This window comes from Corynebacterium sp. HMSC075D04, from assembly GCF_001815635.1.
GTDB lineage: Bacteria > Actinomycetota > Actinomycetes > Mycobacteriales > Mycobacteriaceae > Corynebacterium > Corynebacterium coyleae.
This window is the reverse complement of sequence record NZ_KV821338.1, coordinates 59,121-73,388: the sequence shown is the minus strand read 5'-3', so window position 1 is coordinate 73,388 and position 14,268 is coordinate 59,121. Positions and strand designations below refer to the sequence as shown.

The 14,268-nt window shown below is 58.2% G+C and carries 17 protein-coding genes; 10 read left to right on the top strand and 7 right to left on the bottom strand.

The features are described from left to right. Positions 1 to 23 precede the first annotated feature (23 nt). Both HMPREF3048_RS05375 and HMPREF3048_RS05370 read left to right on the top strand, forming a co-directional pair. Entirely contained in the window at positions 24 to 371 is a 348-nt protein-coding gene (locus HMPREF3048_RS05375; RefSeq protein WP_070422314.1) for a helix-turn-helix domain-containing protein, read from the top strand. A 74-nt stretch (positions 372 to 445) separates the two neighbouring features. Next, on the top strand, positions 446 to 1,270 hold the full coding sequence (locus HMPREF3048_RS05370) for a PspA/IM30 family protein (protein WP_070451023.1): 825 nt from the start codon (positions 446 to 448) through the stop codon (positions 1,268 to 1,270). 55 nt (positions 1,271 to 1,325) lie between these two features. On the opposite strand, the gene HMPREF3048_RS05365 is transcribed toward HMPREF3048_RS05370, so the two are convergent. From HMPREF3048_RS05365 to HMPREF3048_RS05355, 3 genes are read right to left on the bottom strand one after another with little or no spacing between them, the layout of a single operon-like run. After that, a complete protein-coding gene (locus HMPREF3048_RS05365) occupies positions 1,326 to 1,931 on the bottom strand; it encodes an energy-coupling factor transporter transmembrane component T family protein (RefSeq protein ID WP_070771415.1) in 606 nt (201 codons plus the stop codon). Next, positions 1,928 to 2,617, bottom strand: a complete 690-nt coding sequence (locus tag HMPREF3048_RS05360) for an energy-coupling factor ABC transporter ATP-binding protein (RefSeq protein WP_070771414.1) — start codon at positions 2,615 to 2,617, stop codon at positions 1,928 to 1,930. Before HMPREF3048_RS05360 ends, HMPREF3048_RS05365 begins: the two co-directional genes overlap by 4 nt. 5 nt (positions 2,618 to 2,622) lie before the next feature. Then, positions 2,623 to 3,189: a biotin transporter BioY gene (locus tag HMPREF3048_RS05355; protein WP_070422318.1), complete on the bottom strand. Its 567-nt coding sequence runs from the start codon at positions 3,187 to 3,189 to the stop codon at positions 2,623 to 2,625. A gap of 58 nt (positions 3,190 to 3,247) precedes the next feature. Here HMPREF3048_RS05355 and HMPREF3048_RS05350 point away from each other — a divergent pair, with 58 nt between their 5' ends. The 3 genes from HMPREF3048_RS05350 (at position 3,248) to recX (ending at position 5,378) form a co-directional block, all read left to right on the top strand. Further along, positions 3,248 to 3,463 carry a DUF3046 domain-containing protein gene (locus HMPREF3048_RS05350; RefSeq protein WP_070422319.1) on the top strand — a complete coding sequence of 72 codons (216 nt, stop codon included), beginning with the start codon at positions 3,248 to 3,250 and terminating at the stop codon, positions 3,461 to 3,463. 202 nt (positions 3,464 to 3,665) lie between these two features. Then, positions 3,666 to 4,787: a recombinase RecA gene (recA, locus tag HMPREF3048_RS05345; protein WP_070422320.1), complete on the top strand. Its 1,122-nt coding sequence runs from the start codon at positions 3,666 to 3,668 to the stop codon at positions 4,785 to 4,787. 3 nt (positions 4,788 to 4,790) lie between these two features. Next, the gene (gene recX / locus HMPREF3048_RS05340; RefSeq protein WP_070771413.1) at positions 4,791 to 5,378 is read left to right on the top strand and encodes a recombination regulator RecX; all 588 of its coding nucleotides are present in this window, start codon (positions 4,791 to 4,793) and stop codon (positions 5,376 to 5,378) included. A gap of 27 nt (positions 5,379 to 5,405) precedes the next feature. Here the strand turns inward: recX and HMPREF3048_RS05335 are convergent, their stop codons facing one another. The 4 genes from HMPREF3048_RS05335 to gluA all read right to left on the bottom strand — a co-directional run bounded on the left by HMPREF3048_RS05335 (position 5,406) and on the right by gluA (position 8,763). Next, positions 5,406 to 6,359, bottom strand: a complete 954-nt coding sequence (locus HMPREF3048_RS05335; RefSeq protein ID WP_070771412.1) for an amino acid ABC transporter permease — start codon at positions 6,357 to 6,359, stop codon at positions 5,406 to 5,408. Then, positions 6,359 to 7,045, bottom strand: coding sequence for an amino acid ABC transporter permease (locus HMPREF3048_RS05330; RefSeq protein WP_070771411.1), 687 nt, complete (start codon positions 7,043 to 7,045; stop codon positions 6,359 to 6,361). Before HMPREF3048_RS05330 ends, HMPREF3048_RS05335 begins: the two co-directional genes overlap by 1 nt. A gap of 85 nt (positions 7,046 to 7,130) precedes the next feature. Next, entirely contained in the window at positions 7,131 to 8,003 is an 873-nt protein-coding gene (locus tag HMPREF3048_RS05325) for a glutamate ABC transporter substrate-binding protein (protein WP_070422324.1), read from the bottom strand. A 31-nt stretch (positions 8,004 to 8,034) separates the two neighbouring features. Then, positions 8,035 to 8,763: a glutamate ABC transporter ATP-binding protein GluA gene (gluA, locus tag HMPREF3048_RS05320; RefSeq protein ID WP_168167340.1), complete on the bottom strand. Its 729-nt coding sequence runs from the start codon at positions 8,761 to 8,763 to the stop codon at positions 8,035 to 8,037. A gap of 129 nt (positions 8,764 to 8,892) precedes the next feature. Here gluA and miaB point away from each other — a divergent pair, with 129 nt between their 5' ends. From miaB to HMPREF3048_RS05295, 5 genes are read left to right on the top strand one after another with little or no spacing between them, the layout of a single operon-like run. Next, positions 8,893 to 10,422: a tRNA (N6-isopentenyl adenosine(37)-C2)-methylthiotransferase MiaB gene (gene miaB, locus HMPREF3048_RS05315; protein ID WP_070771409.1), complete on the top strand. Its 1,530-nt coding sequence runs from the start codon at positions 8,893 to 8,895 to the stop codon at positions 10,420 to 10,422. A gap of 17 nt (positions 10,423 to 10,439) precedes the next feature. Next, positions 10,440 to 11,087 carry an Rv2732c family membrane protein gene (locus HMPREF3048_RS05310; protein ID WP_070771408.1) on the top strand — a complete coding sequence of 216 codons (648 nt, stop codon included), beginning with the start codon at positions 10,440 to 10,442 and terminating at the stop codon, positions 11,085 to 11,087. Between the two features lie 35 nt (positions 11,088 to 11,122). After that, positions 11,123 to 12,988 (top strand): AAA family ATPase, encoded by a 1,866-nt coding sequence (locus HMPREF3048_RS05305; protein WP_083316767.1) that lies wholly within the window; start codon positions 11,123 to 11,125, stop codon positions 12,986 to 12,988. Then, entirely contained in the window at positions 12,975 to 13,667 is a 693-nt protein-coding gene (locus tag HMPREF3048_RS05300; RefSeq protein WP_070771406.1) for a hypothetical protein, read from the top strand. Before HMPREF3048_RS05305 ends, HMPREF3048_RS05300 begins: the two co-directional genes overlap by 14 nt. Further along, positions 13,664 to 14,263, top strand: a complete 600-nt coding sequence (locus tag HMPREF3048_RS05295) for a hypothetical protein (RefSeq protein ID WP_070771405.1) — start codon at positions 13,664 to 13,666, stop codon at positions 14,261 to 14,263. Before HMPREF3048_RS05300 ends, HMPREF3048_RS05295 begins: the two co-directional genes overlap by 4 nt. Positions 14,264 to 14,268 lie beyond the last annotated feature (5 nt).

Genomic DNA, 14,268 nt, shown 5'->3' with positions numbered 1-14,268 from the left:
ACCACCGATCGTTGGAGCAGCTGATGACAACTACGACTCTGCTTTACGAAGCCCCGGTAGAACTGCCGATTGCATCCGCCCCAGCGCGTGAGCCGCTGTTCCGCGAAGCCCTCGGTATGTCGCTGCGCGCTTTTCGCGCTGATAAGGGCGTAACTCTTCGCACGTTGGCGAAGGAGGCTCGCGTGTCTTCCGGCTACATCTCGGAGCTGGAGCGCGGTCGCAAGGAAGTGTCCTCTGAACTGCTTGCAGCGCTGTGCGAGGCACTGGACACCACGGTGTCTGAGGTGTTGCTGGAAGCGGTGGCGAATATGTCGCTGCATTCCTTCAACGAGGAACTCGCGGTTACCTCTCCGGCGGCTGCGGAAGCGTAACGGAGCTCACCCGACTATTGTGGGTGGAGTTTGACGCACTAACTAATGAAGATGAAAGGTCGCGGTGATTAGCCATGGCGAACCCCTTTTCCAAGTTCTGGAACTACCTGATGGCTCTCTTCGATAACAAGATCGAAGAGAACGCTGACCCGAAGATCCAGATTGAGCAGGCCATCAACGAGGCGCAGCGCCAGCACCAGGCACTGTCGCAGCAGGCTGCCGCGGTGATTGGTAACCAGCGTCAGTTGGAGATGCAGCTCAACCGTCGCCTCGAGGATGTTGAGAAGCTGCAGGCGAATGCCCGCCAGGCGCTCAAGCTTGCTGATAAAGCTCGCGGCGAGGGCAACGCGCAGAAGGCACAGGAGTACGAAAACGCCGCGGAGGCGTTTGCGGCACAGCTGGTCACCGCTGAGCAGGGTGTGGAGGATACTAAGCAGCTCCACGACCAGGCGCTGCAGCAGGCAGCTCAGGCGAAGCAGGCTGTGGAGCGTAACGCGGCACACTTGCAGCAGCAGGTTGCTGAGCGCTCGAAGCTCCTGTCGCAGCTTGAGCAGGCGAAGATGCAGGAGAAGGTTTCGGAGACGATGCAGTCGATGAACTCGATTACTGCGTCCGGTCCGAACTTGGATCAGGTTCGTGAGAAGATTGAGCGTCGTTACGCTAACGCGCTTGGTGCCGCCGAGTTGGCGCAGAACTCCATTCAGGGTCGTATGGCTGAGGTTGAGCAGGCCGGTATCCAGATGGCTGGTCACGGCCGCTTGGAGCAGCTGCGTGCGGAGATGGCAGGCGAGCTCACCGCTGGCAAGAAACAGGCGATTGAGCCGGGGCAGTCCGCTACCGACGCTAACGTCAGCGACGACGCGGTTGCGCAGCGCATGCGCGAACTGCGCGGCGAGTAAATCACAACGTCGAAGGCCCGAAGCACATCGCTTCGGGCCTTTTCACTGCGTGGGGTTAGTCGACGGCGCCGCGCGCCATGAGCGCTTCACCGATCATCTTCGCCCGCCGCACGGAGCGGATGACCAGGGGAGTGCCGAACGCTAGGAGGGAGAAGCCAGCCCCGCGGGCTTTGCGGGCGTCGAGGACTTCGTTCGCGGTCGCGAGTGTCAGCGGAATCAGGCGAATGGTGAGTGCAATGGTGAGCGAGATGAGTTCGCCTGTGCGTCCCAACGGTGCGAGTGCTCGGTCGAGGGCGTCAAGGAGTTCCTGGACCGGGGTGGTCAGTGTGAGCAGGTTCGCCGCCGCGATGGTGGCAAGCAGCCCGATGAGTAGCGTCGGCGCCGATTCGACGCCGTTTTGCCACACCATGAACGCGCCTAAAAAGATCAGGAAGGGCAGGAGTGGCACGAGTTGGCGCCACGCAATCTTCATTGGGATGCGTGCCCACAAGTAGAGCACCAGCACAAACCCGAGTGCGGCGGCTGCGTGCCAGGGCCGGGTGGGCAGGACAGTGACCCCGATGATGAAGACCACCAGCAGCACGAACTTCAGCGCTGGCTGGATGCGGTGGAGCAGTGTGTCGCCGGGGATGTAGACGCCGAGGGGGAGTTCGCGGATCATGGTTTTTTATCCATGAGGTCGGTGTAGAACGCGATGGCGTCGGCGGGGTTGCTGTCGTAGACGAGTGTGCCGTCGTCGATGACGAGGACGCGTTCGAAGTCGCGCAGCATGTCCAGGTCGTGTGTGACCACGATGAGTTGCTGCTCGAGTGCGTTAAGTTCGCGCACGATTCGTTTGCGGTTGCGCAGGTCAAGCAGTGTCGTGGGTTCGTCTGCGATGATGGTGTCTGGTTCGATCACCATCACGGATGCAAGTGCGAGCATCTGTTTTTCGCCGCCCGACAGGGTGTGTGGTGAGTTTTCGGCGAGGTCGGTGAGTTCGAAGCGGGCGAGAGCGTCGTCGACACGCGATCGCACTTCGTCGCGGGGGAGTTTGAAGCGGCGAAGAGAGAAGGCGACGTCGTCGGAGACGCGTGGCATGACGATTTGGGATTCGGCGTCGGAGAATACGAAGCCGACGCGTTTGCGGACGTCGCGGCCTTGGGTGGTGGGCGAGAGGTCGTCGTAAAGCACTTGCCCTGAAGTGGGTTCGATGAGTCCGTTGATGAGGCGCACGGTGGTGGATTTGCCGGATCCGTTGGAGCCGATGATGCCGATGCGCTGTTCGCTGAGGCGCGTGGTGAGTGGTTGGAGGACGGTGTTGCCGTCGTAGGTGACGGCTGCGCCTTTGAATTCGATGACGGGCATCGTGCTTATCGACGACTACCGCGCAGGTCAGGGAACGCCTGGTGCACCGCGATTGCGATGGCGATCATGAGAGCGACCTTGCCGGCGTCAGGCAGCAGGAATGGCACCTGTGCGGCCCATGCTGCGCCGAAGGACATCTCAGCGCGGGCCATGAGGCCGAATACGCCGCAGAGGTACTGGAAGAACAGGGCAACGTAGCCGGCGACGATGAGGACGCCGATCGTAGCTGCGGTGTTGCGGCGGAATGGCGCACGGTAGGCGATCAGGCCCGCGACGGTAGCGGAGACGAGGTAGCCCACAAGGTAGCCCACGGTCGTGCCGCCGAGTGCGGAGATGACGGTGCGGCCGCCTGCAAGCACGGGTAGTGCGAGGCCGACCAGGAGGAAGATACCTGCGGTGAACAGGCCGCGGCGCCAGCCGAGGACGAGGCCGGCGAGGATGATGGCTGCGTTTTGCAGCACGATAGGCACGCCTGCGGCGCCGACGGGGATGGAGACGAAGCCGAGAGCGATGATGATGGCCGCGAAGACGGCGATGAGCGCAATGTCCTGCGCGGTGGAAGATTTACTCATGCGCGGCAGTGTACCTGAACGCCGTTCAATAACGCGTGTTCGGGTAGCGTGTTGAGTCATGCGTTTGACGGAGTTTCATCAACTGGTCGAGGACGAATTTGGCGCGGGTCGAGCCAAGTGGATTATCGATACGCAGGTGATACCGGGCTACGAGCGCACCGCGGCGGACATGATCGAAAGTGGTGTCGATCCCCGCGAGGCGTGGCGCGGACTCTGTGAAGCGTTTGACATTCCGGAAGAGCGCCGACTTGGCATTGACAGGCCCGGGTTTTGAATTCCCGTTCGAACACGCTTGCGTGTACAGTGTTCGATGTCGTAGCCGCATTCTAAAGTGGCTCCTGTATTCGCCCCCCGAGGAACTTTCCTTGTTTTGGAGGGAACCGAAGGGTAGGCGCGTGCGTCTAATAGGCACGGACTAACACACAGTGTGGATGCGGCAACCGTCGCACCACCGACAATTTGGAGGAAAACACCACATGGCAACGAAGAAGAAGACTGCCGCTTCCGCCGCGAACTCGCGCCAGAACGCGCTCGACGCTGCGCTTGCGATGATTGAGAAGGACTTTGGCAAGGGCGCCGTCATGCGCTTGGGCGACGAGAATCGCCCGCCGATTCAGTCCATCTCTTCCGGCAACACTGCTATCGACGTTGCCCTTGGTATCGGCGGCTGGCCACGCGGCAGGGTCGTGGAGATCTACGGCCCGGAGTCGTCCGGTAAGACGACCGTTGCCCTGCATGCGATTGCGGAGGCGCAGCGCGCAGGCGGCATCGCGGCGTTCATCGATGCCGAGCACGCCCTCGACCCTGACTACGCCCGCAAGCTCGGCGTGGACACCGACAATTTGCTGGTCTCCCAGCCGGATACGGGCGAGCAGGCGCTTGAGATCGCGGACATGCTGGTGCGTTCTGGTGCTATCGACATGATCGTGATCGACTCTGTTGCAGCGCTGACCCCGAAGGCTGAAATCGAGGGCGAGATGGGTGACTCCCATGTCGGCCTCCAGGCACGTTTGATGTCGCAGGCACTGCGCAAGATGACCGGTGCGCTGTACAACTCCGGGACTACCGCTATCTTCATTAACCAGCTGCGCGAGAAGATCGGCGTGATGTTCGGCTCCCCGGAGACGACCACTGGCGGTAAGGCCTTGAAGTTCTACGCGTCTGTGCGTTGCGATGTCCGCCGTATTCAAACCCTGAAGGACGGCCAGGATTCCATCGGTAACCGCACCAGGATGAAGGTTGTGAAGAACAAGGTTTCCCCGCCGTTCAAGATCGCCGAGTTCGACATCATGTACGGCGAGGGCATCTCGCGGGAGTCCTCCATCATCGACATGGGCGTGGAAAACGGCATTGTGAAGAAGTCCGGCTCGTGGTTCACCTACGAGGGCGACCAGTTGGGGCAGGGTAAGGAAAAGGCGCGCCTGTTCCTCAAAGACAACCCGGACCTGGCCGACGAAATCGAAGACAAAATCTTCCGCGCGCTTGGTGTGGGCAAGTATGCCAATGTTGACGACGATGCCTTGTCGGATGATCCCGTAGACATGGTGCCCAACATCGATTTTGACGACGAAGACGACGCCAAGGCGGACGAGAAGTAGCATATGGCAGACCCCGAAAAGATTGCGCGCCTCAAAGCTGCTCTCGAGGCGTACGAGCCGGGGTCGGGTTTCATCGACCACGCACATGAGGAGGCGAAGGCGCCGGTACGCAAACGCGCATTAGGGCTGCTGGATCAGCGGGCGCGCTCGCGTGAGGAGCTGCGTGGTCGGCTGATCAAGGCTGAGTTTGAGCCCATGCTTGTCGACGAAGTTCTCGACGACCTCGCCAGCTCAGGCCTGCTCAACGACGCAGCATTTGCTTCTGAGTGGGTGCGTCAGCGCGCTGCGCGTCGCGGAAAGTCTGCTCGTGCGCTCGATATGGAGCTGCGTGACAAAGGGGTGGGTAGTGCGGACCGTGCGGCTGCGCTCGAGCAGATCACAGACGACGACGAAGAGCGCATCGCCCGCGGGGTCGCCGAAAAGGCGGCGCGCAAGGTGAAACACGCACCCGAGGATCGGGCAGAGTACGACAAGTTTTTGCGCCGGATCGTTGGGGCGCTTGCCCGCCGTGGGTTTCACCAGGGGCTGGCAATGCGCCTGGGCCGGGAAGCGCTCGACGAACGCATCGCCGAGTGCGAAGCCCACGCGTGACGCGGGGTGGTGACTCCGCACGCGGGGTTAGTGTTTCTCCACGGGGTTGTCGATCTGCTGGTACCCAGGGGCTTGCCAGTCGAGGTTGACGGTGTCCTTGGTGTCCAGGCCCACTTCCTTGCCAGCGGTGGGCACCTTGGCAAAGGGGTTGCGGCGCGCTCGGCCGGCGCGTAGTTGGCGCTCGACGCGGGTTGCGAGCATTGTCAGCGCGTAGTTGATCAGGATCATGATGATGGCCACCACGATGAGCGACGCCAAGTAGTTCCGGTTTGCAGAGGCGACCTGCGTGCCGGAGCGGACAACCTCGACGTAGCCAATTTGGTAGCCCAGGGCGGAATCCTTCAGCGCAATGACCATCTGGGAAATCAGTGCCGGCAGCATGGCTGCGACGGACTGGGGCAGCAAGATCTTGCCCATGGTTTGCCAGTGGCTAAGCCCAAGCGCCTGGGCTGCTTCCGTTTGCCCGCGGGGTAGCGATTTGATGCCGGCGCGGAGGATCTCGGCGATAACGGAGCCGTTGTAGAGCGTCAGTGCCACAACGACGGCCCAAAACGCGAGCGACGCTGGTGGAACGATCTTGTATACCGCGAAGACCTGGTACAGGAAGATCATGAGTAGCAGCACTGGAATGGCGCGGAAGAACTCGACAACCACAGCGCAGAACCCGCGTACGAGTTTGTTCGGGGCGAGCCGGCCAAGCCCGAAAAACACGCCGAAGACAATTGCGAGCAGCACCGATACGACGGCGGCCTTAATGGTGCCGACGAGGCCGGGGATGATGTAGGTGGTCCAGGTGTTTCCCTGGGTGAAGGGGGTCCAGCGCTCAGCATCGAGTTGGCCGTGTGTGGCTAGTTTGCTCAGTACCCACCAGCCGACGAGAAGTAGGACAGCGATGGTGATTGCGGTGTAAATGTAGTTGCGGCGTACGGCTTTGGGCCCGGGGGCGTCGTAAAGCACGGTTGCGCGGAGTGAGGATGGCATTAGCGTTTCACCGCCAGACGGTTAGACAGCCAGCCGATGACGAGCCCTGTTGGCAGTGTGAGCACGATGAAGCCGAGGGCGAAGATGCCGAAAATGGCGAAGAGCTGGTTTGCGTGGAATTCGATGGTGGATTTCATCAGCAGCGATGCTTCCGCGACGCCGATGACCGATGCGATCGTGGTGTTCTTCGTCAAAGCGATCAGCGTGTTGCCCAGCGGAACGATTGCTGCACGCAGAGCTTGGGGGAAGATAATCAACGAGAAGATCTGCCCGAAGCTCAGTCCGAGGGAGCGTGCGGCTTCGGCTTGTCCGAAGTGAACGGTGTTGATGCCGCTTCGGAGCGATTCGGCGACGAAGCACGAGGTGTACAGGATGAAGCCGAGGATTGCGAGGCGGAAGTTTTGGTCTGCAAGGTAGGTGCTGGATTCGCGGCTCGCGAGCTCAAGGCCAAGGTTTTGGTAGAGGCCAAACGAGCAGAACAGGATCACCAGCGTCAGCGGGGTATTGCGGACGGTGTTGATGTAAAACGCTGACAGGTTTCGCAGGATGGCAACGGGGGAGACCCGCAATGCGGTGAGCAGGGTGCCCAGGATCATTGATCCGATGGCGGAGTAGAACGTCAGCTTGATTGTGGTCCAGAATGCTGGCCACAGTTTGGGCGCGAGATCAGCCCACATTGCATCCATGGCGGGAACTTCCAATACGTGAAGGAGATGAAGAAAGGTTGGGGCTCGGTGGCCGGGTGGGGTTCACCCAGCCACACGGCAGGTGCTACTCGACGAAGGACAGGTCGCCGACCTTGTCCTTTTCAACACCTTGGCCGCCGTCGAGGTTGTCGTTGACGAACTTGTCAAAGGATCCGTCCTCGTAAAGGGCGTTGAGTGCCTTGTTGACGGCCTCGAGTGCGCCCGGGTCTTCCTTCTTCAGGCCGACGCCGTAGTGCTCGTTGGTGAACTGCTCGCCGTCCTTCTTCAGCTCGACGACCTTGAAGTCGCCCGGGGACTGTGCGGAGTAGCCGCCGAGGATGGTTGCGTCGGTGGTGAGGGCGTCGACGTTGCCGTTGCGCAGGGCTTCGACGCAGGAGGAGTAGGTGTCGTATTCCTGGAGCTGGACGCCCGGCAGGGTGTCCTTGACCTTCTGTGCCGGGGTGGAGCCGGTGACGGAGCAGAGGATGCGGCCGTCGAGGGCTTCGAGGCCGGTGATCTCGGCGTCGTCGGAACGGACGAGCAGGGCCTGGTGGGTCAGCAGGTAGGGGCCTCCGAAGTCGACTGCTTCGGAGCGTGACTTATTGATGGAGTAGGTCGCGGCGATTGCTGCGACTTCACCGTTTTGCAGCACGGTTTCGCGCTGTGCCGAGGGGGTTTCGCGCCAGGTGATTTCTGGATGCTCCCAGCCGTTTTCGTCGGCAATGTGGTTGACCACGTAGGTGGCGACGTCGACGTCGAGGCCGGTCATGGAGCCGTCGGCTTCGCGCAGGCCTAGGCCCGGCTGGTCGTACTTAGTGCCGAGGGTGACGTTGCCGGCCTCGATCTGTGCGAGAAGGCCTTCGGCGTCGCCGGCGGAGTCGCCGCCGCAGGCGACGAGTGTGGTGGCCGCGAGCAGAGCTGCGGCAGTGGTCGATGCGAAACGTGCGGTGCGCTTCATGGTGATTCTCCTTGTAAGAAACGTGGGTGGGTTAATGGGGCAGGATCTTGCCGAGGAAGTCTCGTGCACGGCTGGACTGCGGGTTGGTGAAGAACGACTCGGGGTCGGTGTCTTCGACGATTTCGCCATCGGCCATGAACAAGATGCGGTCGGCAACTTTGCGGGCGAAGCCCATTTCGTGGGTGACCACGACCATGGTCATGCCGCTTTCGGCCAGTTCTGTCATGACGTCGAGGACCTCGCCGACCATTTCGGGGTCGAGGGCGGAGGTGGGTTCGTCGAAAAGCATGACTTTCGGCTCCATCGCAAGGGCGCGTGCGATTGCGACGCGCTGCTGCTGGCCGCCGGAGAGCTGTGCCGGATAGTTTTCTGCCTGGTTGCCGATCCCCACGCGGTCGAGCAGTTCGCGAGCGCGTGCGGTGGCGTCGGTCTTTTTCACCTTGCGGACCTTGATGGGGCCCAGGGTGACGTTGTCCAGAATGGTCAGGTGCGGAAACAGGTTGAACTGTTGGAACACCATGCCTACGTCTGAACGGAGGTGGGCCAGTTCCTTCCCTTCGGCGGGGAGGGTACGGCCGTCAATTTCGATCGTGCCTTCCTCGATGGTTTCGAGGCGGTTGATCGTCCGACACAGGGTGGACTTTCCCGATCCGGACGGTCCCAGCACTACGACTACTTGTCCGCGGGGGACTTCAAGGTTGATGTTTTGTAGTGCGTGGAAGTCGTCGAAGTACTTCTCCACACCCACCATGCGAATCATGGGTTCGGCAATCTCCTGTGTCATACAAGGCACAGTAGGCCAAAACTGTGATGCGGGTGACCAAAACTGGGAAAGTGTTTGTCATTTGCGGTTAGGTTTGGGCGCTTTGCCTGGTTAGACTGTCTCGCCGTGACTACGGCAAATACCTCTGAAAACACCACTTCGCGCACCTATGAGGTGCGGACGTTCGGCTGCCAGATGAACGTGCACGATTCTGAGCGTCTTTCGGGTCTGCTCGAGGATGCTGGGTACGTGGCGGCAGACGAGGGGACTGAGCCCGACCTGGTGGTCTTCAATACCTGTGCGGTGCGTGAAAACGCGGATCAGCGCCTGTATGGCTCGCTCGGACAGTTGAAGAACACGAAGGCGAATCATCCGGGCATGCAGATTGCGGTCGGCGGGTGTTTGGCGCAGAAGGATCGCGACACGGTGATTGAGAAGGCACCGTGGGTCGACGCCGTCTTTGGCACGCACAACATCTCCGCATTGCCGGCGTTGCTCGATCGCGCACGGGTGGAGGACGAAGCCCAGGTAGAGATTGTTGAGTCGCTCGAGGTGTTTCCGTCTGTCCTGCCGGCGAAGCGCGAGTCTGCCTACGCCGGTTGGGTGTCCGTGTCGGTGGGCTGCAATAACACGTGTACGTTCTGCATCGTGCCGTCGTTGCGTGGTAAGGAGCAGGATCGCCGCCCGGGCGATATTTTGGCGGAGGTGCAGGCGCTCGTCGATCAGGGTGTGTCCGAGGTGACGCTGCTTGGTCAGAATGTGAACGCGTATGGCGTGAACTTTGTCGACGAGGACATGGAGCGCGACCGTTCTGCGTTCTCCAAGCTCTTGCGTGCCTGTGGCGACATCGAGGGCTTGGAGCGTGTGCGTTTTACGTCGCCGCACCCGGCGGAGTTCACCTCGGATGTGATTGACGCGATGGTGGAGACTCCGAACGTGTGCCCGCAGCTGCATATGCCGTTGCAGTCGGGCTCCGACAAGGTGCTCAAGGACATGCGCCGTTCCTACCGGTCGAGGAAGTTCCTTGGGATTTTGGAGGAGGTGCGTGAGAAGCTTCCGCACGCTTCCATCACCACTGACATCATTGTCGGGTTCCCGGGTGAGACTGAGGAGGATTTCCAGGCGACGCTCGATGTGGTGGAGAAGGCTCGTTTTACCTCTGCGTTTACGTTCCAGTATTCGCCGCGTCCGGGCACGCTGGCTGCGGAGATGGAGCAGCAGATCCCGAAGGCTGTGGTGCAGGATCGTTTCGAGCGCCTGCTTGCCTTGCAGGATCGTATTAGTGCTGAGGAGAACGAGAAGCTGATTGGCACGGAGCAGGAGTTGCTCGTGCAAGCGGGTGGTGGACGCAAGAATGATCGCACGCACCGCATGTCGGGTCGCGCTCGCGATGGCCGCCTGGTGCACTTCGCGGTTGAGGGTGACATTGATGGCGAGATCCGCCCGGGCGATTACGTCACTGTCACCATCACTGAGTCCAAGCCGCACTTCCTTATCGCAGATTCTGGGGTGCGTGATCACCGTCGTACGAAGGCCGGCGACAATTCGGCGGCGGGCCAGGTGCCGACGACTGCACCTGTCGGCGTGGGGCTTGGCTTACCGACGATCGGTCAACCGCCCAAGCAGCCCACCGGCGATTCGTCCTGCGGCTGCTAGGGGCTACAGTGGCTGCTATGACGCAGCAGGATTCGCAGACGTTGGCTCGCGCGGAGAAGTCCGCCGCATCGCAGATCACGATGGGTACGCGACGGTGGGTGCTCGCCGTGTGTGCAGTGGTGTATCTCGTAGCTTTGGTGTTGCCGTTTGCGGGCGGGGTGGCCGGTTGGCAGGTTTTGGGGCTGACGCAGGCGTCACGCGATGCGAGCACCACTGTTACTGAGTACCTGTTTGTGTGGTTTTCCTTCATTGGTGTTGGAGTGTTGGCATCGCTCGCAGTTGCTTTGCGACGATTCGCTGTCATCGTCCCCGCCTGGATGATCACGACGGTCTCTGCCGTGTTTTCCATTCTTGGTATTTGGCTGCGTAACCAGAGTGCCCCGGATACTTCGCGTGGCATCGGTTATTACCTGGCCATGTTGGCTGTGTTTGTTGCGGTGTTCACGCTGTTTCCGCTGTTGCTTTCCCGGTCTGAATCCCAGGTGAAGGCGGCCGATGCGCGTGCGAAGGCGCAGGTGCGTGACGACGTGGCGCTCTTACAGCAGTCCGCGACGTATCAGGCGAACGCACGTGAGGAGAACCCGTTGCTTGTCGACGACCGCCGCGCCCGCGCGGCACAGCGCTACAAAACCAGCCGTTACCAGCGCCAGCAAAGCGGTCGCTAGATACATCAACTAAAGTGGCGCTAAATTGTCACAGTATGAGCTTGAGTTCGGCGAAAAAGTCTAACTTTCAATTAGAGGGCTTCAAGGGGGTCCGTCTCGCAACGGTTCCCATCGAAGATTTGGCAGTTCTTGCTGGTCCGAATAGTTCGGGTAAGTCATCGTTTCTTCAATCACTCTTATTATTGGCACAGAGTGAGGTAGAAAGTTTAAATGCAAACGGTGAAGTCGTATTGCTAGGGAATGCAAGGGAGTTAAGTAATAGGGCGGACCGGGAAAGAAGAACGTACTTTAGATTTGCATTTCCTGCTAATCCGCTGATGCATCGAGCACGACGTTTTCATTTTCGGCCACCTAGCTTCCGCGACGTTAAAGGTTTTGATTGGAAGGAAATTTTGGATTCCGGTGAAGCTTCTCAGGCGGAGACCGAGCTCGAATACGGTGTAGACATCTACGATACCACTCGACTTAATCTTCAGCGGATGGTCGTTAATCTCGATCGCGACAAAAGTGCTTTCGCCCCTGGAGAAATTCAGTTGAGACTTGTGCACTCGTTGGATTGGCTGGATCTTTCTACTGCTTCCAAGGCTGCGGGGGCAAGTGGAGATCAAGAAGATTCCGATTCAGACCTTAAACAGGCCGGGTATTTCTACGAAGTGACGACGTCGAAAGCCTCAGACATTCGCAGTTTTATTCGGATAGAGAATTCGAGGATCGCAGATGCGTTCTGCGTACTTTCGGTGGAAGAACTTTTGAAGCTCCTTGTCGTACCCACTGAGGGTATCGATAAGCAGGATATAGATCGTGTGTCATCTACTCTACAAGTTTTAGTCGGTAGTGACTCATTTGCGGAAAAAGGGAGAGTGTTCCGGAGTAGAATCACCAACCGGCGAGAGGATTCGCTGTACGAGATCGAGAACCTCCTGCAAGCAGCCCTGGATGGAGTCGCCGAGCCAACGGATCCTACCGTAGGTTCGACAATACGTGCGTACCTGGATGCTACTGCGGGCGAGTCCGACTATCTTGTCTTGCCACTCTTAGGCGATGCAGCAGCTAGTCTGAAAACAGAATTGCTGCCGCTTGTACGCTCTGTAGCGATCGTACGAGCAGTCCTGGCTTCGATAGCCGAGTTAGCTAACCGTATTAGATATATTGGACCACTAAGGGCAGAAGCAAAGCCTGCGTACGGAGTCGAAGTTAATTCTCGAACCACGCCTTTGGGTATTACAGGGGGTAGCACAGCGTCCTTTTTAGATAGCGTCCGAGCTGCCGCCTCTCGAGCCGGTGCCTGGAGCGAGGCGCGTAGAGAGAGTGCTATTAGTCCTCAAGAGATTCTTGATGGGATCGAATCGGATCTGATCTCGATCGGAGCGGGCGAACGCGTCTTGTCGTTTGCTCGAGGAAAAATCGGTTACGAGCTACAGGTAGAGAATGAACACGGAACGTGGAACGTGACCGACTTAGGGACAGGGGTGTCTCAAGTGCTGCCGATTTTGGTTCTCTTAAATTCAAGCCCGCCCGGTTCTGTAGTCGTAATTGAGCAGCCAGAAGTTCATTTGCATCCTGCCATGCAATCAAGAATCGGTGACGTTTTGCTGCGACATGCAAACGATAAATCGCTAATTGTTGAGACGCATAGCGACTATCTGATGAATCGCCTTCGGTTGAGAATATTAGAATCTAATATTTCACCAGCTGTGCACGGGCAGCTTCCGAATGTTTCGTTTCTTTGGTCGCAATTGGCAGCAGATGAATTGGGGTTCACCATTAGCCCCCTCGCTCTGGACACATACGGCGACCTTGCCCAGTGGCCAGCTGGATTCTTTGATAGTACCGAAAACGATATCGATAGAGTTTTACACGCTAAGATACAGCTGGCGAGGAGCTTCAATGAAGCTCTTTAAGAATCCTTTCACCTTTAAGCGTGATAAATCGAATAGCCCCTTGGCGGATTTGAGTCACGAACTGTTCAGAGTGCGGATTTTAGTCGGGCCTGAAAACGTTCCTGAAGTGCAGCAAGAGTCTGTCGGGATTTCAGACGAGTTTGATAAATTTTACCGTCAGCTAGGCCTCTTAGGGAGAATTAGCACCGAGTTGAGCCACCTGGATCACCGTTTAATATCGTATGGAGAGCTTTCGAACATTTATCAGCTCGATTTAAAACCCCAACTGTTGGGTAGTTCTACCTACATTCTGTTCGCTGACGCTCTCGAGAAATTCGCCGAAAACATCGAGTTTACGGGGTTGAGACCTAACATTACACAGGCAAAACTTATGCTCTCGAAGCTTCAATTTGCGCAGGTATCTCAAAATTTTTGGGCGATTGAAGAAAATATCCTTTATATAGAAGAGTCTGAGAAATCACAAGAGTTGAGTAAACTTCTGTGTAACGACCTCCGTCAGGTTCCGCCAACAACTACGCAACTGGTAGTTCTACACTTGAGGGAATTTGGGAAGGCTGCTCTCGCCGTGGATAAATTAATGGATCTTATCGGGGTGCCAACCGCCATTTTAGAACTTACAGAACAAAGCGGGGAGGAGCTCTTGGAAAGGGTGGGAATTCGCATTAAGGACGCCTCGTGAACTTGCTAGATCAACTGATATTCGACGTCCGCAGTGTGGAAATTATTTCGGCTGCAGGGGCTTTTTCCAGCGCCGCAGTTACTGGTGGGGTCTTAGGCGCCGTTACAACTGAAGTTCTCGGCACCCGCAAAAGCAAGCGAAATGCAGACAGCGAATACGAACTGGCCGTGTTTGAATTTGGTGCAGACTTGAGACTGCTGGACCGTCGGCTGCAGGAAACCGAGGCGTTTAGCGTAAATTCATTGATAATCGAGTCCATCGGCAGGATCGAGGGTGACCTAAAGGAGCTGTATCAAGCAATTCTTCTCAGGCGGCGATTCTCTAGATTTCGAAGAAAATGGCTCGATCAGTGTCTTTCCAAAACTCAGGAGGCGTTGGTTCGACTGTCCAGTTCCCTGGGGCTACAGGAGAATGAACCCATGACATACGAAGATTTGGAAGGACTCTATACATGCTGTGAGACATACTGTTTTTTATCCAACGCAAACGATTCGGGAAGAATGGGCCGTGAACTCTCCGGACCTATCCAAATATTTGCAACCCGAATTCAGAAAGATGCTAAGCAACTCGGTATAGGGAGCATTGGCAGCCGCTAAAGTCG

Excerpts from the sequence above, each read along its gene's own strand:
- HMPREF3048_RS05355 (WP_070422318.1), bottom strand. The coding sequence starts at position 3,189 with ATGAGTAAATCTTCCACCGCGCAGGACATTGCGCTCATCGCCGTCTTC.
- HMPREF3048_RS05310 (WP_070771408.1), top strand. The coding sequence starts at position 10,440 with ATGACGCAGCAGGATTCGCAGACGTTGGCTCGCGCGGAGAAGTCCGCC.
- HMPREF3048_RS05300 (WP_070771406.1), top strand. The coding sequence starts at position 12,975 with ATGAAGCTCTTTAAGAATCCTTTCACCTTTAAGCGTGATAAATCGAAT.
- gluA (WP_168167340.1), bottom strand. The coding sequence starts at position 8,763 with ATGATTCGCATGGTGGGTGTGGAGAAGTACTTCGACGACTTCCACGCA.
- HMPREF3048_RS05335 (WP_070771412.1), bottom strand. The coding sequence starts at position 6,359 with ATGCCATCCTCACTCCGCGCAACCGTGCTTTACGACGCCCCCGGGCCC.
- HMPREF3048_RS05365 (WP_070771415.1), bottom strand. The coding sequence starts at position 1,931 with ATGATCCGCGAACTCCCCCTCGGCGTCTACATCCCCGGCGACACACTG.
- HMPREF3048_RS05370 (WP_070451023.1), top strand. The coding sequence starts at position 446 with ATGGCGAACCCCTTTTCCAAGTTCTGGAACTACCTGATGGCTCTCTTC.
- recX (WP_070771413.1), top strand. The coding sequence starts at position 4,791 with ATGGCAGACCCCGAAAAGATTGCGCGCCTCAAAGCTGCTCTCGAGGCG.
- HMPREF3048_RS05305 (WP_083316767.1), top strand. The coding sequence starts at position 11,123 with ATGAGCTTGAGTTCGGCGAAAAAGTCTAACTTTCAATTAGAGGGCTTC.
- HMPREF3048_RS05350 (WP_070422319.1), top strand. The coding sequence starts at position 3,248 with ATGCGTTTGACGGAGTTTCATCAACTGGTCGAGGACGAATTTGGCGCG.
- recA (WP_070422320.1), top strand. The coding sequence starts at position 3,666 with ATGGCAACGAAGAAGAAGACTGCCGCTTCCGCCGCGAACTCGCGCCAG.
- HMPREF3048_RS05360 (WP_070771414.1), bottom strand. The coding sequence starts at position 2,617 with ATGCCCGTCATCGAATTCAAAGGCGCAGCCGTCACCTACGACGGCAAC.
- HMPREF3048_RS05330 (WP_070771411.1), bottom strand. The coding sequence starts at position 7,045 with ATGGATGCAATGTGGGCTGATCTCGCGCCCAAACTGTGGCCAGCATTC.
- HMPREF3048_RS05325 (WP_070422324.1), bottom strand. The coding sequence starts at position 8,003 with ATGAAGCGCACCGCACGTTTCGCATCGACCACTGCCGCAGCTCTGCTC.
- HMPREF3048_RS05375 (WP_070422314.1), top strand. The coding sequence starts at position 24 with ATGACAACTACGACTCTGCTTTACGAAGCCCCGGTAGAACTGCCGATT.